At 72.4% G+C, this 21,380-nt stretch carries 20 protein-coding genes; 9 read left to right on the forward strand and 11 right to left on the reverse strand.

Annotation, left to right across the window (positions count from 1 at the left end):
- Positions 1 to 95 precede the first annotated feature (95 nt).
- Positions 96 to 2,522 (reverse strand): penicillin acylase family protein, encoded by a 2,427-nt coding sequence (locus WFI16_RS12300; protein ID WP_419898127.1) that lies wholly within the window; start codon positions 2,520 to 2,522, stop codon positions 96 to 98.
- A gap of 77 nt (positions 2,523 to 2,599) precedes the next feature.
- Here WFI16_RS12300 and WFI16_RS12305 point away from each other — a divergent pair, with 77 nt between their 5' ends.
- Entirely contained in the window at positions 2,600 to 2,965 is a 366-nt protein-coding gene (locus tag WFI16_RS12305; RefSeq protein ID WP_419898128.1) for a YraN family protein, read from the forward strand.
- Positions 2,966 to 3,025: 60 nt separating this feature from the next.
- On the opposite strand, the gene acpS is transcribed toward WFI16_RS12305, so the two are convergent.
- The 10 genes from acpS to WFI16_RS12355 form a co-directional block, all read right to left on the reverse strand.
- Entirely contained in the window at positions 3,026 to 3,439 is a 414-nt protein-coding gene (gene acpS, locus WFI16_RS12310; RefSeq protein WP_419898129.1) for a holo-ACP synthase, read from the reverse strand.
- Between the two features lie 63 nt (positions 3,440 to 3,502).
- Complete coding sequence (locus tag WFI16_RS12315) at positions 3,503 to 5,911, reverse strand: RelA/SpoT family protein (RefSeq protein ID WP_419898130.1); 2,409 nt, start codon at positions 5,909 to 5,911, stop codon at positions 3,503 to 3,505.
- A complete protein-coding gene (rpoZ, locus tag WFI16_RS12320; RefSeq protein ID WP_419898131.1) occupies positions 5,832 to 6,230 on the reverse strand; it encodes a DNA-directed RNA polymerase subunit omega in 399 nt (132 codons plus the stop codon). The genes WFI16_RS12315 and rpoZ overlap by 80 nt, the downstream gene beginning before the upstream one ends.
- A gap of 114 nt (positions 6,231 to 6,344) precedes the next feature.
- The gene (folK, locus tag WFI16_RS12325) at positions 6,345 to 6,836 is read right to left on the reverse strand and encodes a 2-amino-4-hydroxy-6-hydroxymethyldihydropteridine diphosphokinase (RefSeq protein WP_419898132.1); all 492 of its coding nucleotides are present in this window, start codon (positions 6,834 to 6,836) and stop codon (positions 6,345 to 6,347) included.
- Positions 6,833 to 8,479 carry a molybdopterin-binding/glycosyltransferase family 2 protein gene (locus tag WFI16_RS12330; RefSeq protein WP_419898133.1) on the reverse strand — a complete coding sequence of 549 codons (1,647 nt, stop codon included), beginning with the start codon at positions 8,477 to 8,479 and terminating at the stop codon, positions 6,833 to 6,835. Before WFI16_RS12330 ends, folK begins: the two co-directional genes overlap by 4 nt.
- Positions 8,476 to 9,192: an XdhC family protein gene (locus WFI16_RS12335; protein ID WP_419898134.1), complete on the reverse strand. Its 717-nt coding sequence runs from the start codon at positions 9,190 to 9,192 to the stop codon at positions 8,476 to 8,478. Before WFI16_RS12335 ends, WFI16_RS12330 begins: the two co-directional genes overlap by 4 nt.
- Entirely contained in the window at positions 9,189 to 9,521 is a 333-nt protein-coding gene (locus tag WFI16_RS12340; protein WP_419898135.1) for an XdhC family protein, read from the reverse strand. Before WFI16_RS12340 ends, WFI16_RS12335 begins: the two co-directional genes overlap by 4 nt.
- Positions 9,518 to 10,708 (reverse strand): vWA domain-containing protein, encoded by a 1,191-nt coding sequence (locus WFI16_RS12345; protein ID WP_419898136.1) that lies wholly within the window; start codon positions 10,706 to 10,708, stop codon positions 9,518 to 9,520. Before WFI16_RS12345 ends, WFI16_RS12340 begins: the two co-directional genes overlap by 4 nt.
- Entirely contained in the window at positions 10,708 to 11,625 is a 918-nt protein-coding gene (locus tag WFI16_RS12350; RefSeq protein WP_419898137.1) for an AAA family ATPase, read from the reverse strand. The genes WFI16_RS12345 and WFI16_RS12350 overlap by 1 nt, the downstream gene beginning before the upstream one ends.
- Positions 11,626 to 11,628: 3 nt before the next feature.
- Positions 11,629 to 12,489: an SRPBCC domain-containing protein gene (locus WFI16_RS12355; protein WP_419898138.1), complete on the reverse strand. Its 861-nt coding sequence runs from the start codon at positions 12,487 to 12,489 to the stop codon at positions 11,629 to 11,631.
- A gap of 136 nt (positions 12,490 to 12,625) precedes the next feature.
- Between WFI16_RS12355 and WFI16_RS12360 the strand changes: the two genes are divergently transcribed.
- From WFI16_RS12360 to WFI16_RS12395, 8 genes are all read left to right on the forward strand, one after another.
- On the forward strand, positions 12,626 to 14,083 hold the full coding sequence (locus tag WFI16_RS12360; RefSeq protein WP_419898139.1) for a sodium:proton antiporter: 1,458 nt from the start codon (positions 12,626 to 12,628) through the stop codon (positions 14,081 to 14,083).
- Between the two features lie 22 nt (positions 14,084 to 14,105).
- Positions 14,106 to 15,029 carry a methylisocitrate lyase gene (gene prpB / locus WFI16_RS12365; protein WP_419898140.1) on the forward strand — a complete coding sequence of 308 codons (924 nt, stop codon included), beginning with the start codon at positions 14,106 to 14,108 and terminating at the stop codon, positions 15,027 to 15,029.
- 164 nt (positions 15,030 to 15,193) lie between these two features.
- Positions 15,194 to 16,180: an ABC transporter ATP-binding protein gene (locus WFI16_RS12370; RefSeq protein WP_419898141.1), complete on the forward strand. Its 987-nt coding sequence runs from the start codon at positions 15,194 to 15,196 to the stop codon at positions 16,178 to 16,180.
- Positions 16,177 to 17,244, forward strand: coding sequence for an ABC transporter ATP-binding protein (locus WFI16_RS12375; protein WP_419898142.1), 1,068 nt, complete (start codon positions 16,177 to 16,179; stop codon positions 17,242 to 17,244). The genes WFI16_RS12370 and WFI16_RS12375 overlap by 4 nt, the downstream gene beginning before the upstream one ends.
- The gene (locus WFI16_RS12380; protein ID WP_419898143.1) at positions 17,241 to 18,758 is read left to right on the forward strand and encodes an ABC transporter substrate-binding protein; all 1,518 of its coding nucleotides are present in this window, start codon (positions 17,241 to 17,243) and stop codon (positions 18,756 to 18,758) included. Before WFI16_RS12375 ends, WFI16_RS12380 begins: the two co-directional genes overlap by 4 nt.
- Positions 18,759 to 18,773: 15 nt before the next feature.
- Positions 18,774 to 19,721, forward strand: coding sequence for an ABC transporter permease (locus WFI16_RS12385; protein ID WP_419898144.1), 948 nt, complete (start codon positions 18,774 to 18,776; stop codon positions 19,719 to 19,721).
- Positions 19,718 to 20,656 (forward strand): ABC transporter permease, encoded by a 939-nt coding sequence (locus tag WFI16_RS12390; protein ID WP_419898145.1) that lies wholly within the window; start codon positions 19,718 to 19,720, stop codon positions 20,654 to 20,656. The genes WFI16_RS12385 and WFI16_RS12390 overlap by 4 nt, the downstream gene beginning before the upstream one ends.
- A gap of 115 nt (positions 20,657 to 20,771) precedes the next feature.
- A complete protein-coding gene (locus WFI16_RS12395; RefSeq protein WP_419898146.1) occupies positions 20,772 to 21,335 on the forward strand; it encodes a tetratricopeptide repeat protein in 564 nt (187 codons plus the stop codon).
- The last annotated feature ends 45 nt before the right edge of the window (positions 21,336 to 21,380 follow it).

Consider the following 21,380-nt stretch of genomic DNA (forward strand, 5'->3'; position numbering starts at 1 on the left):
GCTCAGTGTCGCGGGCCGCGCGCCCGGACGCAACGGGAGAAGCGGCGGCCGGCCGCCACGCGGCAGAATTGAACGCCGCGACGCCCCCGTCCAGGCTAGCGCGGCGCCAGCACCAGGCTGCCGCTTGAGGCCTCCGGCACCGCGCCCAGCCGCAGCAGCTTGACCCCGTCCGGCGCCAGCCCGGCCCAGATCCGCGCCTGGTCGTCCCAGTGCGGCGACAGCGGATGGCCCGACTGGCCGGTTCCGATCACCGCCCAGATTCCGTCCGGCGAAGCCAGGTCGGCGACCAGGCGCAGCCCCGGCCCATGCACCTGGCGGAAGTCGCCATCCATGGCATGGCTCATGCCACCGCGGTTGACGGTCTGGTCGTCGCCGGGGCTGGGCAGGCTGATCGACGTCCAGTCGCCGAGGCCGGGGACGAAGCGCAGCAGCGGATGCTCGAAGCGGGTGCGGTGCGCGGCGCCCCAGCGCCAGGCGGTGGGATCGGGGCCGTGGATCGGCGACAATTCCTCCACCGCCTGGCGCAGGGCGGTGGCGACCAGCGCGGTGCAGGCGCCGCCCTGGCCGAAGGCGGGGACGGGCTGCGGCTGGGCCTCGCCCTGCGGCCTGCACCAATGCGCGCCGCGGCCATCAGGATTCAGCGCGAAGCGCAGGAACTCGCCCATCACCGGCCAGCCGCCCTCGGGCACGCCGCCATTGGCCATGGCCAGCCGCGCGGCGATCGGCCACCAGGCGTTGAAGATCAGCGGCTGCGGCCGGTCGATGGCGGCCTCGCCATCCCAGGCCAGCAGCAGGTCGCGGGCGACGCCGGCGGCGCCGGCCGGGCGCGGGATGGCGCGCAGCGCCGGCAGCAGTTCCTCCGCGAAAAGGCTGCGGGCGTCGCGCTGGATGGCGGCCAGGTCCTCCGGGCGGTGCCGGGCGCGCTGGCCGAGCAGCGCGTGGATGCGGCGGAAGCGCCAGTCGCCGAACCAGTCGCGGCCCAGATAGGGCTCGGCCCCGGCGGGCTGGATGCGGTTGTTGGCGTTCACCAGCGTGCCGCCGGCCGGGTTCTCCGCATGCGGCAGGTCGTCGAACGGCACGAAGCCGGTCCAGTCATGGCTGCCGTCCCAGCCGGGGGCGGGCAGGCTGCCATCGCCGGCGCGGCGGATCGGGGCGCGGCCGGTCAGGTACAGGGCGATGCCGCCGGCCGCATCGGCCACCATCAGGTTCTGCGGCGGCGAGGTGATGGCCTCGGCCGCCCGGCGCGCCTCGGCCAGGCTGGCAGCGCGGTTCAGCTGGTGCAGCCCCGCCGCCGCCCGGTCGCCGGGCTCCAGATTGGCCATGGCGACGGCCAGCACGGTGCCGGCCTGCGGGGTGGCGCCCAGGCCGGCGCCGAGGTCGCTGACCACCGGGCCGTGCCGCGTCTCGCGCACCGTCAGCTTCTCCGGCTCGGCGATGCCGCGCACCCGGATCAGCTCCTCGCGCAGCGTGAAGGGGCGCGGGCCGTCCGGGGTCTCGTAGCCGTCCGAGCCGGCCAGCCGCTCGACGAACAGGTCCTGGGTGTCGGAATGGGTGGTGGTGAAGCCCCAGGCCAGGCGCTCGTTGCGGCCGATGACGATGAAGGGCACGCCGGGCGAGGAGGCGCCGGCCAGGAAGCGGCCGCCCGGCAGCTCGATCCGCACCAGGTACCAGAGGATCGGCGCCTGGAAGCCCAGATGCGGATCACTGGCCAGCAGGGCGCCGCCGCTCTCCGAGCGCGCCGCCGAGAGCGTCCAGGCATTGGAGGCGGAGCTGGGCAGCGGCGCCTCCTCGGGGAAGCGCGGGATGGCGGCGGCCAGGCGGTCCAGCATGCCCTGGTCGAGTGCCGCCATCTGGTCCGGGCGGCCGGGGCTGTCGTCGGCGGGCCAGAGCTCGGCCAGGCGCTCGGGCGCGATGCGCTGGGCCAGGCGGGCGCGGTCCAGCTCGGTGCGCCAGTTGCCGGAGAGCCAGAGGCCCATGGTCTTGGCCCAGAGCAGGCTCTGCCAGGGCTGCCACTTCTCCGGCGCGCCGAGCGCCAGGAATTCCGGGGCGGCCAGCATGCCCTTGGCCTCGATCCAGCCGTTCACCCCCTCGGCATAGGCCTCGAGCACGGCGCGCGTCTCGGCGGGCAGGGCGGCGAAATCGGCCTCGGCGCGGCGCGGCAGGCCGAGGGTGCGGTTCAGGCGATCGAGCCGCAGCGCGGCGCCGCCGGCGATCTCGGCCAGGCGGCCGGAGGCGTTGCGGCGCATCAGCTCCATCTGGAACAGGCGGTCGCGGGCATGCAGCCAGCCCAGCGCGCGGGCGGCGTCCAACTCGTTGGCGGCGGTGATGCGGGGGATGCCTTGGGCGTCCTCCAGCACGGTGACCTCGGCCGAGAGGCCGGCCAGGTCGATGCGGCCCTCGCGCGGCGGCAGGCTGAGCCAGAGCAGCCCGCCGGCACCCGCCAGCACCAGGACCACCAGGAGCATGGCCGTGATCAGGCCACGCTTGAGGAAACGGCGCAGCCGGCCGGGGCGTCTCTGCATGGCCTCCGGTGTAGGGCAAGAACGGGTGTCCCGCAGCCCGGCTTGCGTGGAGTCGCGACCGCGTGAAGACTGGCGCCATGCCGCCACCCTCCCGCGCCGAGGCCGAAGCACGGGGCCGCCTGGCCGAGGCGCGCGTCGCCGAGCGTCTGTCGTCAGAGGGTTGGCAGATCCTGCAGCGCCGCTTCCGCAGCGGCGGCGGCGAGATCGACCTAATCGCCGAGCGCGACCATCTCCTGATCTTCATCGAAGTGAAGCAGCGAGCGACGCTGGCGGCGGCGGCCGGGGCGCTGACGCCGCGCCAGCAGGCGCGGCTGTGGCAGGCCGCGGAAATCTGGCTGGCGGCGAATCCGGGTCACGGTGCGGCGGGGATGCGTTTCGACGTCGTCCTGGTCGACGCCACGGGCGCGATGCGCCGGATCCGCGACGTCATCCGCGCCACCTGAGAACGGGCAGAAAAAAGATGGGGGTCCAGGGGGAATTCCTTCCCCCTGGCCTTGCTTCTCTCAGATCGGCGCGATCCGCACGGCCGAGATGATCACGACCGCCTGCGCGTAGGGGTATTCATCCGTCATGGTGAGCGTGATCTGCGCCCCGTGCCCCTGCGGCGTGATGGCGTCGAGCCGCTTGGCGGCGCCCCCCGAGAGCCGCAGCGAGGGCTGCCCGGTCGAGAGGTTGATCACGCCCAGGTCGCGCCAGAAGACGCCCTGGCGGAAGCCGGTGCCGAGCGCCTTGGAGGCGGCCTCCTTGGCGGCGAAGCGCTTGGCGTAGGTGGCGGCGCGCAGGCTTTCGGTGCGGCTGTCCGCCTTGCGGCGCTCGGCCGGGGTGAAGAGCCGGTCGATGAAGCGGTCGCCGTGCCGGGCCAGCACCTTCTCGATGCGGCGGATGTCGATGATGTCGTTGCCGAGGCCGATGATCATGGCGTCAGGTTACTCCCGCCCCTGGTGACTGTCGCCCCTGGTGATTGCCGCACTGGCGGCGCGTCACCCCTTGCTGCGCTCGACCTGGATGATGCCGGGGCAGGCGCGCAGCGCGGCGATGACATTGGACAGGTGGCGCAGGTCGGAGACCTCGAGATCGACCACCACCTCGGCGTAATCGGCGGCGCGATGGGCGAAGCGCAGGTTGTGCAGCTTGCCGTTCTGCTTGGCGATGGCCACCGTCATGGCGGCGATGGCGGAATCCTCATTGCTGGTCAGCACGTCGAGGCGGCCGAGATGCGCGCCGGCCGAGCCCGCCTCGTAGTCCCAGTCGATGTCGATGAAGCGCTCCGGCGTCGCGGCCAGCGCCTCCAGGTTATGGCAGTCGTTCTTGTGGACGGTGACGCCCTTGCCGGTGGTGACGATGCCGACGATGCGATCGCCCGGCACGGGATGGCAGCAGCCGGCGAACTGCACCGCCATGCCGGCGACCAGGCCGCTGATGCCGGAGGAGGCCTCGCGCCGCCGCTCGGTGCGGACCACGGTGGCGCCGGGCTTGCCGCGGGCGCGCGCCAGCGGCAGCACCTCCATCGGCCGCGGGGGGCCGCGCAGCTCGGGGATGGCGGCGTGCAGCACCTCGCGGGCGCCGATATTGCCGTTGCCGACGGCGACGCAGAGCTCCTCGAAGCCGGGCTGCTTGAAGACCTTCAGCGCCGGCTCGACCAGCTTCTCGGAGAAGTCGAGGCCTTCCTGGCGGAAGGCGCGGGCGATGGCGCTGCGGCCCTGCTCCTGGAACTCGCTGCGCTGGCGGGCCATGGCGAAGCGCTTGATGCGCGCCTTGGCCTTGCCGGTGACGACGAAGCGTTCCCAGGCCGGGTTGGGGGTGCCGCCGCGGGCGGTGATCACCTCGACCTGGTCGCCATTCTCCAGCTGGTGGCGCAGCGGCACGATGCGGCCGTTGATCTTGGCGCCGACGCAGGCGTCGCCGACCTGGCTGTGCACCTGGTAGGCGAAGTCGATCGGCGTCGCGCCGCGCGGGAGCGCGATCAGGTCGCCCTTCGGCGTGAAGCAGAAGACCTGGTCCTGGTGCAGCGCCAGCTTGGTGTGCTCGAGGAAGTCGCCGGGCTCGGCGGCTGTCTCGAGGATTTCCAGCAGCTCCTTGACCCAGGGGTAGCGGCGGCGCTTCGGCGCGTCGTCGGGCGCGCCCTGCTTGTACATCCAATGCGCGGCAACGCCGTATTCGGCGACCTCGTGCATGTCGGGGGTGCGGATCTGCACCTCGATCTTGGCGTTGCGGCGCTCGGGGACCGTCACGCCGGTGTGCAGCGACTGGTAGCCGTTCGGCTTCGGAGTCGAGATGTAGTCCTTGAAGCGCCCCGGCACCACGCGATAGGCCGAGTGGATGGCGCCGAGCGCCGCGTAGCAGTTGGTGCGGTCGGTGGTGACGACGCGGAAGGCCATGATGTCCGAGAGCTGCTCGAACTCGACCTTCTTCTCGTGCATCTTCAGCCAGATCGAGTAGGGCGACTTCTCGCGCCCGGTGACCTCGATGATCGGCACGCCGGCGGCGGCGAGCTTGGCCTTCAGGTCGGCGGCGATCTCGTCGATCAGGTCGGCGCCCTGGCCGCGCAGAAAGGCCAGGCGCGCGGTGATGGTCTGGTAGGCATCCGGCTGCAGCTCGCGGAAGGAGAGCGACTGCAGCTCGGTCTTGACCGCGTCCATGCCGATGCGCTGGGCCAGCGGCGCATAGATCTCCATGGTCTCGCGGGCGACGCGGGCGCGGCTTTCCGGCTTCGGCTTGAAGCTCAGCGTCCGCATGTTGTGCAGCCGGTCGGCGAGCTTGACCAGCAGGACGCGGATGTCCTCGCTCATCGCCAGGACCAGCTTGCGGAAATTCTCCGCCTGCTTGGTGCGCTCGGATTGCAGCTCGAGGCGGGTCAGCTTGGTGACGCCGTCGACCAGGCGGGCGATGTCGGTGCCGAAGCGCTTCTCCAGCTCGGCCAGGCCGAAGCTGGTGTCCTCCACCACATCGTGCAGCAGGGCCGTCGCGATGCTGCCGGTGTCCAGGCGATAGCCGGCCAGGATGCCGGCGACGGCCAGCGGATGGGTGATGTAGGGATCGCCATTCTCGCGCGACTGCGAGGCATGGGCGGTCGCGGCGAGATTGTAGGCCGCCTCGATCAGGGCGACGTCGGCGCGCGGGTCATAGGCCGCGACGCGGCGGGCGAGCTCGGTGCCCGGGGTCTCGATCGGCGGGGGCGCCTGGATCGGCGCGGGCGGCAGGGGTGCCGCAGGAAGCGTCGGCGTGGCCGGGGTGCCGGCCAGCCCTTCGGGCGCGCGGGGCGCCGGGGCAGAATCGATCCCGGCGCCGGCTTTCAAGCGCGCCCCCGGCTCAGCGGCGGCCGCCGGCGAGCTCGGCGGCGATCGCCGCCTCGATATCGTCGGGCGAGAGGTCCTCGAGGCCGGCGGCATCCGGCAGCGGCTCGTCGTTCACGTCCATCACGCCGAAGATGTTCTCGTCGGTGGCGATCAGGTCGATGACCTCTTCCTCGACCGGCTCCGGCTCCGGCGCGCGCAGCAGCGACTTGATCAGGTCCTGCTCCAGCTCGGCCAGCGAGACGGTCTCGTCGGCGATCTCGCGCAGCGCGACGACCGGGTTCTTGTCGTTGTCGCGGTCGACGGTCAGCTCCTCGCCGCGGCTGATGTTGCGGGCGCGCTGGGCGGCGATCAGAACCAGCTCGAAGCGGTTCGGGATCTTCAGGATGCAGTCTTCGACCGTAACGCGGGCCATGGGGCGGCCTCCAACTTCAATACCGACGGAACCCCTCAGATAGCCACCGCACCCGCGAAAGGCAAGCGCGCCGGTGGGCCCAGGGCAGGGGGAGCAGGCTGGCGCAGGGCAGGGTCAGAGCGGCAGCATGGCCGCTTCGGGCAGCGATGCCAGCAGCGCCTCGACGCTCTGGCCCAGCGCCGGATGCACCCAGCCGGGGGCGACCTCCGCCAGCGGCTGCAGCACGAAGCGGCGCAGATGGGTGCGCGGATGCGGCAGGATCGGGTCGGGTGCGTCGCGGACGAGCCCGCCCATGGCGATGATGTCGAGGTCGAGCGTGCGCGGCGCATTGGGGAAGGGGCGCTGGCGGCCGGCGGCGTTCTCGATGGCCTGCAAGGCGGCCAGCAGCGCCTCGGGCGTCATCGCCCCTTCGCAGCGGACCAGGCCGTTGACGTACCAGGGCGCGCCGGGGCTGGGCGGCTCCGGCGCGGTCTGCCACCAGCGGGAGACGGCCTGGAGGCGCAAGCCGGGGATGGTGGCAATGGCCCGGACCGCGGCCTCGCAGGAGGCGCGGGGGGCGCTGCCGTCGATCCCGGGCAGGTTGGCGCCGAGAGCGATCAGGATCATCGGCCGGCGAAGTCCGGCGCGGTCTGCAGCGCCTCCGGCGTGTCGAAGTCGCGCAGCACGGCGTCGTCGCCCATCTCCACCTCGACCACCCGCTCGGCATGCCGGGCGGCGAGATGCCGGGCGCCGACATCGCCGGTCAGCGCCAGCATCTCGGGGATGAATTCGCGCGCCCAGAGCATCGGATTGCCCTGCTTGCCGCGGAAGGTCGGCATGACGATGGCGCGGCCTTCCTCCGGGTCGAAGGCGGCCAGCATCCGGTCCAGCATGGCGCCGGTGACCAGCGGCATGTCGCCCAGGCAGACCAGCACGCCCTCGGCCTCCGGCGGCAGTGCCGCCAGCCCCGCCTTCAGCGAGGCGGAAAGGCCCTCGGCATAATCCTCGGCCTCGGCGAAGAGGACACCCTTGCCCTGCAGCGCCGCCTCGACGCGGGCGCGCTCATGGCCGGTGACGACGACCACCGGGCGGGCGCGGCTGTCCAGCACATGGGCGACGACGCGGGCGACCATGGCGCGGCCCTCGCGGTCCTCGACCAGCAGCTTGTTCAGCGGCGCCATGCGGCGGGAGCGGCCGGCGGCCAGTACCAGCGCGGCCACCTGGCGCGGCCGGCGCGGCGCCTTGCCGGGGGCAGGGGCGTTGCGCGGCGCGGCCTCGCGCGGCAGCGGGCGCAACTCGATCTCCTTCAGCAGGCCGCCGACGCCCATGCCGGCGATCTCGGCGCGGCCGACCGGAAGATCCGCGAAGAGCCGCTGCAGCACCCAGTCGAAGCCGTTCAGCTTCGGGCTGCGGGCGCAGCCGGGCAGGACCAGCGCCGGGATTGGGCCGATCCGGCCCAGGCAGATCAGGTTGCCGGGATCGACCGGCATGCCGAAATGGACGATCCGCCCGCCGGCGCGGACGATCGCCGCCGGGCCGGCATCGCGGCGGTCAACCACGGCCGAGGCGCCGGCGATCAGCAGCAGCTCGGCGCCGGCCCTCTGCAGCCGGGCCAGCGCCTCGGCGATGGCGGCTTCCTCGTGCCGGCAGCGCTCGGGCGGCAGCATGGTGCCGGTCAGGCCGGTGACGCGCTCGGTGGTGGCCTCGACGGCCCCCTCCATGATGCTTTCCTTGAGGCCAGGCAGCTCGGTCAGCACCAGCCCGACCTTCAGCGGGCGGAAGGGATGCACGCGCAGCGCCGTGCCGCCGCGGATCACCGCCTCGGCCACCTGCAGCACCATGCCCGGCACGGCGAAGGGGATCACCTTGACCGTGGCCAGCATCTCGCGCGCGGTGACCGGGGTGTAGTTCGGCAGGGTCGCCAGGGTCAGGCTCTCGTCAATGGCGTTCAGCCGGTCGACCAGCGCCGCATCCACCACCAGCAGCCCGGCGGAATCGGCCAGGAGATTGACCCGGCCGGTGGCGGCGCGGGAACGGGCCATGAGAGGGGCCAGCAGCGCCTCGCCCAGGCGGTGGGCGGCCTCGTTCTCGGGCACGTCGCCGGGTTCGAGGCGCGCGGCGATGACCTCGCGCTTCCCCGCCTCGCGCAGCGCCGCGATGGACTCGGCGTCCAGCACCGTGCCCTTCTTCAGCACGCGGCCGGGCAGGCGCTGGGTATGCGCCAGCACCGCGCCCTGGGCCTCGTCCAGCCGGGTCGCGCCGAATATCATGTTTTTTCCAATTCAGGCGCGCTGCGCCTGCCAAGGGCGGCGCCGCGCCGGGCGGCGACCACCTCGGCCATGATCGACAGCGCGATCTCGGGGGCGGTGACGGCGCCGATGGCCAGGCCGACGGGCGCGGCGATGCGGGCGCCGTCGGTGGCGGTGAGCCCGGCCTCGGCCAGCCGCGCCAGCCGCTTGGCATGGGTCTTCCGGCTGCCCAGCGCGCCGATATAGAAGGCGGGGCTTCTCAGCGCGACCTCGAGCGCCGGGTCGTCCAGCTTGGGGTCGTGGGTCAGGGTGACGACCGCGGTGCGGGTGTCGGGGGCGAGGCGCGCCATGGCCTCGTCCGGCCAGTCATCGACCAGGGTGACGCGGGGGCCGAAGCGTTCCTCGGTGGCGAAGGCGCGGCGCGGATCGACCACGGTCACCGCATAGCCCAGGCCCACCGCCATCGGCACCAGCGCCTGGGCGACATGCACGGCGCCGACCACGATCAGCCGCAGCGGCGGGTTGTGCGGCTGAATGAACCATTTCTGGCCGTCGTCATCGACGGTCCTTGCCGCATCCGCCGCCAGGGCCGCCTCGGCCGCCGCGGCGAGCGCCGGCGGCAGGGTGTCCTCCGGAAACAACCGCTGCTCGCCATCGGGCAGGCGGGTCAGCAGCGCGACCGGGCGGCCCCCGGCACGGGCGGCCTGCAGCCGGGCGAGGGTCTCGGCCTTCATGCCCGGGCGCCTTCCAGCTTCTCGACAAAAACCTTCAGCTTGCCGCCGCAGGCCAGGCCGACCTCCCAGGCGCGCTCGTCGCTGATGCCGAAGTCGAGCAGCTGCGGCTGGCCGCTGGCCATGGTCTGCTGGGCGACCTCGGCGACGGCCCCCTCGATGCAGCCGCCCGAGACGCTGCCGGCGAGTTTCCCGGAGGCCGTCACCGCCAGCTGCGAGCCGGCCGGGCGCGGGGAGGATCCCCAGGTCTCGACCACCGTCGCCAGCGCCACGGTCTCGCCGGCCTCGATCCAGCCGGCGGCCACCGCAAGAATATCGTCCTGGTCGCTCATGCACCCGATCCCCTGAAAGGGCGCGGCGGGGCGGCCGAGAGGCTGGCCACCAGCGCGCGCAGGCTGTCTATGTTGTGGACCGGCCGGTGCTCATGCACCAGGGGCAGCATGGTCCGCACCCCCTGCGGCCGCGGCTGGAAGCCGGAATAGCGCAGCAGCGGATTCAGCCAGATCAGCCGGCGGCAGGAATGCCGCAGCCGGTCGGTGGCGGCGGCCAGGCGCGCCAGGTCGTCGGCATCGCCGCGCTCCAGCCCGTCGGTGATCAGCAGCACCACCGCCCCCTGGCCCAGCACGCGGCGGCCCCATTCGCGGTTGAACCGGTCCAGCGCCGCGCCGATCCGGGTGCCGCCCGACCAGTCGGGCACGATCTGCCCGACCATCTGGAAGGCGACCTCGGCATCGCGGTGGCGCAGCTGCCGGGTGATATTGGTGAGCCGGGTGCCGAAGAGGAAGGTGGTCACCCGCTCGCGGTCATTGGCCACCGCATGCAGGAAGGTCAGCAGCACCTGGGCATAGCGGCTCATGCTGCCCGAGATGTCGCAGAGCGCCACCAGCGGCGGCGGCCGCTCCACCCGCTCGGCATGGCTGATGGAAAAGATCTCGCCGCCCTGGCGCAGGCTGGCGCGCAGCGTGGCGCGCAGATCGGCGCGCTGGCCGGCCGGGTCGGGGCGGAAGCGGCGGGTCGGGCGGGCGTCCAGCGGCAAGGCGAGGCGGCGGATCTCCTGCCGCGCGGCCGCCAGCTGCGCCGCGTCCATCGCCTCAAAATCCATTTTTTTCAGCGCCTCGCCGGCGCTGACGGTCAGGCTGGCATCGACTCTCTTCTCGCTCTCCGGCGGCGGGGGCGGCGGCGGCGCCATGCCGCCCAGGGCTTCCGCCAGCCGTCGTGCCCCGGCCCCCGGTTTCCGCTCGGCGCCGTCCTCGTCCTCGCCCGCCAGCTCCGGCTTCGCCGGTGCCCGCCACCACAGCCCGAAGGCATGGTCAAACAGGAAAAAGAATTCGGCGCGGTGGACCAGGGTGGCGCGCAAGGCGGCCTGGACCTGCGCGCGGTCGCCGAGCTCGATGTGGGTCAGCGCCTCGGCGCCCGCCAGCAGCTCGGCCGGGCCCACCGGCACCCCGGCGCGGCGCAGCAGCCGGCCGAAGCCCAGCAGATTGGCGGCGAGCCGGCCGCCCTCCGCCGGCGCGTCCATCAGAAGGGCAGGGCGGCGGCGGGCGCCTGCTTCACCGCCTCGACCAGCCGGGCGGCCTCGGCGCCGCGCAGCTTGGCGATGTCGTCCTGGTATTTCAGCAGGGCGCCCAGCGTCTCGTCGACCAGCACCGGCTCCAGCTCGGTGGCGTCGAGTGAGGCGAGCGCCGCCGCCCAGTCCAGCGTCTCGGCGACGCCGGGGAACTTGAAGAAATCGCCGCCGCGCACCTGCTGGACGAAGTCCACCACCTGGGCCGAGAGCCGCTCGGGCAGGCCCGGCATCCGCTGCGCCAGGATGGCGCGCTCCCGCGCCGCATCCGGGTAGTCGACCCATTGGTAGAGGCAGCGCCGGCGGATGGCGTCATGCACCTCCCGCGTGCGGTTGCTGGTCAGCACGACGATCGGGGGCGTCTCGGCGCGGATGGTGCCGAGCTCGGGGATCGACAGCTGGAAGTCGGCGAGAATTTCGAGAAGGAAGGCCTCGAAGGGCTCGTCGGCGCGGTCGAGCTCGTCGATCAGCAGCACCGCGGGCGGGCCGGAGAGGGCGGCCAGCAGCGGCCGCTCCTGCAGGAAGCGGCGGTCGTAGATGCCGGCCTCGCTGGCGGCCTCGCCGCCCAGCTTGCCATTGGCCTCGGCCAGGCGGATGGCCATCAGCTGGCGGGCATGGTTCCACTCATAGGCGGCGGCCGAGAGGTCGAGCCCGTCATAGCATTGCAGCCGCACCAGCCGGCGGCCGAGGCCGCCCGCCAGCACCTTGGCGATCTCGGTCTTGCCGGTGCCCGGCTCGCCCTCGAGGAAGAGCGGCCGGCCCATCGACAGCGCCAGGAAGACGGTGGTGGCCAGCGCCCGGTCCGCGACATAGCCGCCCGCCGCCAGCAGCCGCTCGGTCTCGGCGACGGAGGCCGGAAAGGACGCGGCCATGCCTCAGCCCAGCACGAAGAGCAGGAACAGCACCACCATGAACACCGCCGAGCCGCCCCAGAACAGCAGCGGCAGGCCGAAGACCTCCTCCGGCAGCAGCGAGAAGATCGACAGCGCCGGGGCCGGGGCGGCGACCGGCTTGGCATAGCCGCGCGCGGCCACCGGGGCAGCCTGGCCATGGCCGGCCGGGGTCCCGTTCGGCGTGCTCACCGGGGCCGGGCGGCCGCCGGGCGGCGTCTCGCCGGAATGCTCGGTGAGGCCAGCGCCCACCAGGGTCGCGGCGCCCAGCCGCTCGACCGGGCTGGCATCGCCCACCTCGGTGCCCGGCGCCGGGGTCGGCACCGTGCCCTCGGGCAGCGAGGCGGTGTGGCTCGGCCGCACCGGGGTGCCGTCGGGCAGGGTGGTCGGCTCGGCCGCGGCCGGGGTCGAGACGGTGGCGGCGAAGCGGTCGAAGAACTGGTCCGCCATCTGCTTGGCCGTGCTGTCGATCAGCCGGGCGCCCAGCTGCGCCATCTTGCCGCCGACTTGGGCCTTGACCTGGTACTTCAGCAGGGTGGCGGAGGGGCCAACCTCCTCCAGCGCCACATCGGCGCCGCCCTTGGCGAAGCCCATGGCGCCGCCATTGCCCTCGCCGCTGATGGTGTAGCCGGCCGGCGCGTTGATGTTGGACAGCTGCACCTTGCCGGTGAATTTCGCCGCCATCGGGCCGATCTTCAGCGCGACGCGGGCCTGGAAGGCATCCTCCGCCGTGCGCTCCACCGATTCGCAGCCGGGGATCGAGGCGCGCAGCACCTCGGGGTCGTTCAGCCCCTGCCACACGGTCTCGCGGGGCGCCTCGATGCGCCGTTCACCCGTCATTTCCATCCACTGTCTCCCCGGAATGCAGTCCCGCGTCCTGGCATGGAAGCTAGGGCGCCCGGACGGGTTCGGAAAGGGTGGGGCTGACCGGGCCGCGGTCCGGGTGTAGGGCGGGGGGGCAATCCGACGGAGGGAGAGGGGCATGCGAGGGGCCGGCAGGACAGGGTTGGCGGGCGCGGCGGCGCTGCTCGGCATGGCGGCGATGGCACCGCCGGCGGCCGCGGCCGAGGCGGGCGGGGCGATGACCAGCCTGGCCTGGGGCCTGCCTTTCGCCGGGCTGCTGCTGTCGATCGCGCTGCTGCCGCTGCTGGCGCCGAAGCTGTGGCATCCGCATTTCGGCAAGATCGCCTTCGCCTGGACCGCGCTGTTCCTGGTTCCCTATGCCGGTGTCTTCGGCCTGGGGGCGGCGGGGGATGAGCTGGCGCATGTCATGCTGGGCGAATACCTGCCCTTCATCGCGCTGCTGCTGGCGCTGTTCACCACCGGCGGCGGGGTGCTGCTGCGCGGCCACCTGGTCGGCACGCCGGTGGTCAACACCACCATCCTGGCGGTCGGCACGCTGCTGGCCAGCGTGATGGGCACCACCGGGGCCTCGATGCTGCTGATCCGGCCGATGCTGCGCGCCAATGCCGGGCGCCGCCACCGCATGCACAGCTTCGTCTTCTTCATCTTCCTGGTCAGCAATATCGGCGGCGTGCTGACCCCGCTCGGCGACCCGCCGCTCTACCTCGGCTTCCTGCAGGGCGTTTCTTTCTTCTGGCCCACTCAGCACCTGTTTGGCGAATTCCTGTTCTGTGCCCTGCTGCTGCTCGGTGTCTATTTCGTCATCGACTCGCTGGCCTATGCGAAGGAGAAGCGGGCCGAGGTCGAGGCGGGGGCCGAGGCGGCGGAGCATGCCGAGCATGCCGAGGCGCCGCCGGGCGAACGCCTGGCCATCTCCGGCTGGGTCAATGTGGCGCTGCTCGGCGCCGTGCTGGCGGTGGTGCTGATGCAGGGGCTGTGGCAGCCCGGCGTTATCTCGCTCGCCGGCCAGTCGATCGGCGTCGAGCGGCTGGTCGCCATGCTGCTGCTGCTGGCCATCACCTTCGCCTCGATCCACTGGACGCCGAAGGCGCTGCGGCACGAGAACGACTTCAGCTGGGACGCCATGCAGGAGGTCGCGAAACTCTTCGCCGGCATCTTCCTGACCATGGCGCCGGTGCTGGCGATGCTGAAGGCGGGCACCGCGGGGCCGCTCGGCGGGCTGGTGGCGCTGACCTCGGACGCCGCCGGGCGGCCGGTGCCCTGGGTGTATTTCTGGCTGACCGGGGCGCTGTCCAGTTTCCTCGACAATGCGCCGACCTATCTGGTCTTCTTCAACCTGGCCGGCGGCGACGCGGCGCGGCTGATGGCGGAAGGCGCGCCGGTGCTGGCGGCGATCTCGGCGGGGGCGGTCTTCATGGGCGCCAATTCCTATATCGGCAATGCCCCCAACTTCATGGTCAAGGCCATCGTCGAGGCGCAGGGTGTCCGGATGCCGAGCTTCTTCGGCTATTGTGGCTGGGCCCTGGTCTTCCTGGTGCCGAGCTTCGCCCTGGCCACGCTGATCTTCTTCGTCTGAACGATAAGGGAAAAACCGTCCAATGCCCTATGTCATCGCCGACGACCTGCCCGAGGCGCCCGCCGGCCAGCGCTTCCGGGCGCTGCTGGAGCGGCCGCAGATCCTGCGCATGCCGGGCGCGCATCTGGGCATCGCGGCGCTGCTGGCCAAGCAGGCGGGGTTCGAGGCGCTCTACATGTCGGGTGCCGCCATGTCGGCCACCATGGGCCTGCCCGATCTCGGCATGATCACGGTGGACGACGTCGCCTGGCACATCCGCCAGGTGGCGCGCGCCAGCGCCCTGCCGGTGCTGGTCGATGGCGACACCGGCTATGGCGAGGCGCTGAACGTCATGCACATGGTGCGCAGCTTCGAGGAGGCCGGCGCCGCCGCCGTCCACCTGGAAGACCAGCTGCTGCCGAAGAAATGCGGCCATCTGAACGACAAGAAGCTGGCCGATGCGCATGACATGGCGGCCAAGGTCGCCGCCGCCCGCAAGGCGCGCCGCCACCTCTATCTGATCGCCCGGACGGACGCCGCCGCCTCCGAGGGCATGGACGGCGCCGTCGCCCGCGCCAAGCTCTATCTGGAGGCCGGCGCCGACGCGATCTTCCCCGAGGCGCTGACGACGAAAGAAATGTTCGTCGAATTCGCCCGCCGCATGCCGGGGGTGAAGCTGCTGGCCAACATGACCGAGTTCGGCCGCACGCCCTTCTTCACCGCCGAGGAATTCGAGGCCATGGGCTATTCCATGGTGATCTGGCCGGTCAGCCATCTGCGCGTCGCGGCGCGCTCGATGGAGGAGCTCTACGGCGCCATCAAGGCCGATGGCGGCACCCACAACATGCTGCCGCGCATGCAGACCCGGGCGCAGCTCTACGAGACCATCCGCTACCACGACTACGAGGCGCTCGACAGCACGCTGGTCAGGACGGTGATCCCGACCGGCATGCCGCAGGACGCCTGAGGCGGGCGGGCGGGGGAGGCTTCTCCCCCGCCCGGAGGCGCGGGCTGCCCCGCCTGCGCCTGGTGGAGATTCGATGGTCCACCGCGCGGGGCCGGTGACGAGGCTTGCCGTCGTTGCGACAGGGTGACAGCCTCTGGCGCGAAACGTGCAAGCCACCGGGGTCCATGACGCCTGCGCTGGAGGTCACCGACCTCGCCATCACCTTCCGCACCGACCGCGGCCCCTTCACGGCGGTGCAGGGCATTTCCTTCGCCGTCGAGCCGGGCCGGACGCTCGCCATCGTCGGCGAGAGCGGCTGCGGCAAGTCGGCCACCAGCCTGGCCATCATGGGCCTGCTGCCCGGCAGCGCCCGCATCGAGGGCAGCATCCGGCTTGCCGGGCAGGAGATCGCCAGCCTGCCGCCGGAGCCGCGCCGCCGCCTGCGCGGCCCCGCCATGGCGATGATCTTCCAGGAGCCGATGACCAGCCTGAACCCGGCCTTCACCGCCGGCGAGCAGGTGGCGGAGGCGCTCCGCCTGCATCGTGGCCTGTCCCGCCGCGAGGCCGCGAAGGCCGCCGTCGCCGCGCTGGAGCAGGTGCATATCCCCGAGCCCGGCCGCCGCGCCGCGCAATACCCGCACCAGCTCTCGGGCGGCATGCGGCAGCGGGTGATGATCGCCATCGCGCTCGCCTGCCGGCCGAAGCTGCTGATCGCCGACGAGCCGACCACCGCCCTCGACGTCACCGTCCAGGCCCAGATTCTTGCTCTTCTGGCCGAGCTGAAGCGGGAAACCGGGACAGCGACCATCCTGATCACCCATGACCTCGGCGTGGTGGCGGACCAGGCCGACGAGGTCGTCGTCATGTATGCCGGCCAGGTGGTGGAGCGCGCGCCCGCCGCCCGGCTCTTCGCCAACCCCGAGCATCCCTATACCGTCGGCCTGCTCGGCGCAGCGCCGCGGCTGACCGGCGGGCGCGGCCGGCTTGCCAGCATCGAGGGCACCGTGCCCGATCTGATGGCACCGCCCCCCGGCTGCCGCTTCGCCGCGCGCTGCCCCTTCGCCGTCACCCTCTGCCACCTGACGGCGCCGCCGCTGCGCAGCCTCGCCCCCGGCCACCAGGCCGCCTGCCACCGCGCGCCGCTCTCGGCCATCCTGGGCGAGGCCGCATGACCGCCCCCATCCTCGCGCTGTCCAAGCTGAAGAAGCACTTCCCAGTGCGCGACGCCTTGGGAAGGAAACGCGGCGCGGTGCATGCGGTGGATGGCGTGGACCTCTCGATCCGCGCCGGCGAGGTGCTGGCCGTGGTCGGTGAGAGCGGCTGCGGCAAGTCGACGCTGGGCCGGCTGATGCTCGGCCTGATCGAGCCCGATGCCGGCGAGGTCCGCTTCCGCGGCGAGGCGCTGGGGGAACTCTCCGCCAGGGCGCTGCGGGCGCGACGGCGCGACATGCAGCTGATCTTCCAGGACCCCTATGCCAGCCTGGACCCGCGCATGACGGTGGAACAGGCGGTGGCCGAGCCGCTGATCCTGCACCGCACCGTCCCCCGCGCGGAAATCCCCGCCCGTGTCGCCGCGCTGCTGGAGCGCGTCGGCCTTCGCCCCGAGCTGGCCGGCCGCTGGCCGCATGAATTCTCCGGCGGGCAGCGGCAGCGCGTCGCCATCGCCCGCGCGCTCGCCTCCGGCCCGGCGCTGGTGGTGGGCGACGAGCCGGTCTCGGCGCTGGATGTCTCGGTCCAGGCCCAGGTGATCAACCTGCTGCAGGGGCTGATCCGCGAGCTCGGCCTGACCTTCGTCCTCATCAGCCACGACCTGGCCGTTGTCCGCCATGTCGCCGACCGCGTCGCGGTGATGTATCTCGGCCGCATCGTCGAGGCCGGCCCGGCGGCCGAGGTCTTTGCCAACCCGCGCCACCCCTATACGCGGGCGCTGCTGGCCGCGGTGCCGGGGCAGGGGCGTCCGGCCGCCCCGCTGGCCGGCGACATGCCGAGCCCGATCGAGCCGCCCGCCGGCTGCCGCTTCCACACCCGCTGCCCGCATGCGGTGGCGCGCTGCCGCAGCGAGACGCCGCTGCTGCCTGACGCCCCGCACGCCGCCGCCTGCCATCTGCAGGACAGCCTGCCCCCCGCCCTCCCGCCGGCCGAGGCCGATCCGGGGGGCGCGCGGCTGCGCCGGCTGCAGGCCTTCTTCAACCCCGACACCCAGGCCGCCAGGCCGCCTGCCGGAGCATCCCGATGAGCCGACCTTTCCTTGCCGCCCTGGCGCTGGGCCTCGGCCTGGCCACCGCCGGCACTGTGCTGGCGCAGCCGGCCTCGCAGCTGCGCATCGGCCTGCGCGAGGATCCCGACATCCTCGACCCGACGCTGGCGCGCACCTTCGTCGGCCGCATCGTCTTCGCCAGCCTTTGCGACAAGCTTTTTGATATCAACGAGAAGCTCGAAATCGTTCCGCAGCTGGCGACGGGGTACAGCTGGGAAGACCCCAAGACGCTCCGTATCACCCTGCGCCCAGGGGTGAAGTTCCATGACGGCGAGGCGATGGATGCCGAGGCGGTGCGCTATTCGCTCAACCGCCACCTGACCCTGCAGGGCAGCTTCCGCCGCAGCGAGATCGGCACCATCGACGCCATCGAGGTGGTCGACCCGCTGACCGTGCGCATCCGGCTGAAGGCGCCGTCCTCGCCCTTCGTCTCGCAGTTGACCGACCGCGCCGGCATGATCGTCAGCCCGAAAGCGGCCGAGGCGGCGGGGCGCGACTTCGGCGCCCGCCCGGTCTGCGCCGGCCCCTACCGCTTCGTCGAGCGCGTGGCGCAGGACCGCATCGTCGTCGAGAAATTCGCTGACTACTGGGATGCGGGGCGGATCCACATCAACCGCATCTCCTACCTGCCGATCCCCGACAGCTCGGTCCGCGTCGCCAACCTGCAATCGGGCGCGCTGGACATCGTCGAGATCGCCCCCTCCGACCTGCCGGCGGTCAAGGGCAATCGCCGGCTGCGCGTCGCCACCCGCGAGGACCTCGGCTACCAGAGCATCATCTACAATGTCGGCAACGGGCCGCGCGCCGACACGCCCTTCGGCCGCGACCCGCGCGTGCGCGCCGCCTTCGAGCTGGCGATCGACCGCGAGGCGCTGAACCAGGTGGTCTTCGAGGGGCTGATGGTGCCGACCGCCCAGCCGGTTCCGCCCGGCAGCCCCTTCCACGACCCGAACTTCAAGCCCGAGCCGCGCGACCTGGCCCGCGCCCAGGCCCTGCTGAAGCAGGCCGGCGTCGCCCTGCCGGTGGTGGTCGAGATGACGGTGCCGACCAATCCCGAGCTGCGCCAGGCGGCCGAGGTGATCCAGGCCATGGTCAAGGAGGCCGGCTTCGATCTGCGCATCGCGGCCATGGAATTCGCCTCCTCGCTGCAGGCGGCGCAGCGTGGCGAGTTCCAGACCTATCTCTCCGCCTGGTCGGGCCGGCCGGACCCCGACGGCAACACCTGGGCCTTCCTGCACAGCCGCGGCGCGCAGAATGACGGCAAGTCGGCCAATCCGGAGGTCGACCGCCTGCTCGACGCCGCCCGCGAGGAGACCGACGTGGCCAAGCGCCGCGCCCTCTACGCCCAGGTCTGGGCCATCGCGCTGCGCCAGGACCGGGTGCGCGCCTATCTCTGGCACCGCGAGATCATCATGGGCTACGCCGCCCGCGTCGCCGAGTTTTCGCTGCTGCCCGACGGCATCATCCGCCCCCAGGGCATCCGGCTGAACTGAGGGGCTGACAGAAAGATGGGCATCTGGCTGCTGCGCCGGCTGGGGCAGATCATCCCCACCCTGCTGATCCTCTCGGTGCTGATCTTCGGCCTGCAGCAGCTGATGCCCGGCGACCCGGCGCTGATCCTGGCCGGCGAGGAGCGCGGCGACCCGCAGGTCCTGGCCGAGATCCGCGCCGAGCTGCTGCTCGACCGGCCGCTCTGGCAGCAATACCTGGCCTGGCTGGGCCGCGTGCTGACCGGCGATTTCGGCTTCTCCTGGCGCATCCGCATGCCGGTGGCGCAGCTGATCCTGGAGAAGCTGCCGGTCACCCTGCAGCTCGCCCTGATGGCCTTCGTCATCGCCGTGCTGATCGGCGTGCCGCTCGGCATTGTTTCCGCCGTCTGGAAGGACCGCCCCGTGGACTGGGCAGCGAACGGCGTGGCGCTGGCCGGCATTTCCACGCCGAACTTCTGGCTCGGCATCATGCTGATCCTGCTGTTCAGCGTGCAGCTCGGCTGGCTGCCGCCCTCGGGCTATGTCTCGCTCTTCGAGGACCCCTGGCAGTCGCTGGCGACCACCATCATGCCGGCCTTCGTGCTGGGCAATTCCATCGCCGGCGTGCTGATGCGCCACACCCGCGCCGCCATGCTGACCGCGCTGAGCCAGGATTATGTCCGCACCGCCCGCGCCAAGGGCCTCACCGAGCGCATGGTCGTGGTCAAGCATGCGCTGCGCAACGCGCTGATCCCGGTCGTCACGCTGGGCACCATCGAGCTCGGGCGGCTGCTGGCCGGCGCGGTGCTGACCGAGCAGATCTTCACCATCCCAGGCTTCGGCAAGCTGATCGTCGATGCGGTCTTCAACCGCGACTACCCGGTGGTGCAGGGGGTGGTGATGGCCACCGCGCTGATCTTCGTGCTGCTCTCGCTGCTGGCCGACCTGCTCTACATGGCGATCAACCCGCGGCTGAGGTCGGCATGAGCTCGACCCTGGACAGGCTGCGCCAGGCCGCGCCGCCACCCCCGGCGCCCCAGGCGGCGCCGCCCGCGCCGCCGCGCCGGGCGGCGCAGGACAGCCCCGGCCGCCGTGCCCTCCGCCGCTTCGCCCGCCACCGCCTGGCCATGCTCGGGCTGGCGATCGTCCTGGTCTTCGTGCTGGTGGCGCTGCTGGCCCCGCTGATCGCGCCCTATGACCCGATCGCCACCTCCTGGTCGCGCATCCGCAAGCCGCCCTCGGGCGCCTTCTGGTTCGGCACCGACGAGAATGGCCGCGACGTGCTCTCCCGCGTCATCTGGGGGGCGCGCGCCTCGCTGATGGCCGGCATCGTCTCGGTCGCCGCCGCCATCGGCCTCGGCGTGCCCTTCGGCCTCTGGGCGGGGCTGGCCGGCGGCTGGGTGGATGCGGTGATCAGCCGGGTGGCCGATGCCATGCTCTCGGTGCCCTTCCTGATCCTGGCGATCGCGCTGGCCGCCTTCCTCGGCCCGGCGCTGGAGAACGCCATGCTGGCCATCGCCATCTCGGCGACGCCGATCTTCGTCCGCCTGGCGCGCGGCATGGCGCTGGAAGCCAAGGCGGCCGACTGGGTCGAGGCCGCCCGCGCGCTGGGCAACCCGCCCTGGCGCACGGCGCTGCGCCATGTCCTGCCCAACATCGTCCCGCCGCTGCTGGTGCAGGGGACGCTGGCCATCGCCGAGGCCATCATCGCCGAGGCCTCGCTGTCCTTCCTCGGGCTGGGCCAGCAGCCGCCATCGCCCTCCTGGGGCTCGATGCTCAACGCGGCGCAGCGCTTCCTGACCCAGGCGCCCTGGATGGCGATCTATCCGGGGCTGGCCATCTTCCTCGTCGTGCTGGCCTTCAACCTCGTCGGCGACGGGCTGAGGGATGCGCTCGATCCCAGGAGCGACAAAGGCAAGTAAGGTCGGGGGAAAGAATTCCCCCCGCGAACCTGCAGGTTCGCGCCCATCTTTTTTCTGACTCCCGGCGGCGCCGAATAAACTTGCGCGGCCACCCGGCAAGGCCAAACTCAGGACCATGCGCGCCGCAGCCCTCGCCATCCTCCTGCTCGCCGCGGCCCCCGTGGCACAGGCCCAGCCGGCCGCCACGGCGGAAGCCCGCCGCAGCGAGCTCAACCGCCTGCTCGATGCGCTGCCCGCCGCGCCCGACGACACCGCCGCCGCGGCGCTCGAGGCGCGCATCCGCGGCCTCTGGGCGCAGGGTGCCTCGCCGGCCGTGATGCTCCTGCTGCGCCGCGGCGCCCGCAACATGGAGAGCGAGGCCCCGGCCGACGCGGTGGAGGATTTCGACGCCGCGCTGATCCTGCAGCCCGACCATGCCGAATCCTGGCTGCTGCGCGCCCAGGCCCAGGCCGCCACCGGCGACATGCAGGCGGCGCTGCGCGACCTGCGCCAGGTGCTGGTGCTGGAGCCGCGGCATTTCGGCGCGCTGGCCGTGCTCTCGGCCTTCCAGGAACAGCTGGGCGACAACGAGGCCGCGCTGCGCTCGATGCAGGAGGCGGTGACCCTGCACCCGCGCCTCCCGGGCGCGGCCGAGCGGCTGAAGCGCCTGCACGCCAAGGTCCATGGCGAGGATGCCTGATCGGCCGCCTGCCCGCAGGTGACGGCGGGTGCCGGGCGCCCCGCG

This window comes from Roseomonas sp. USHLN139 (assembly GCF_037145735.1).
Taxonomy (GTDB): domain Bacteria; phylum Pseudomonadota; class Alphaproteobacteria; order Acetobacterales; family Acetobacteraceae; genus Pseudoroseomonas.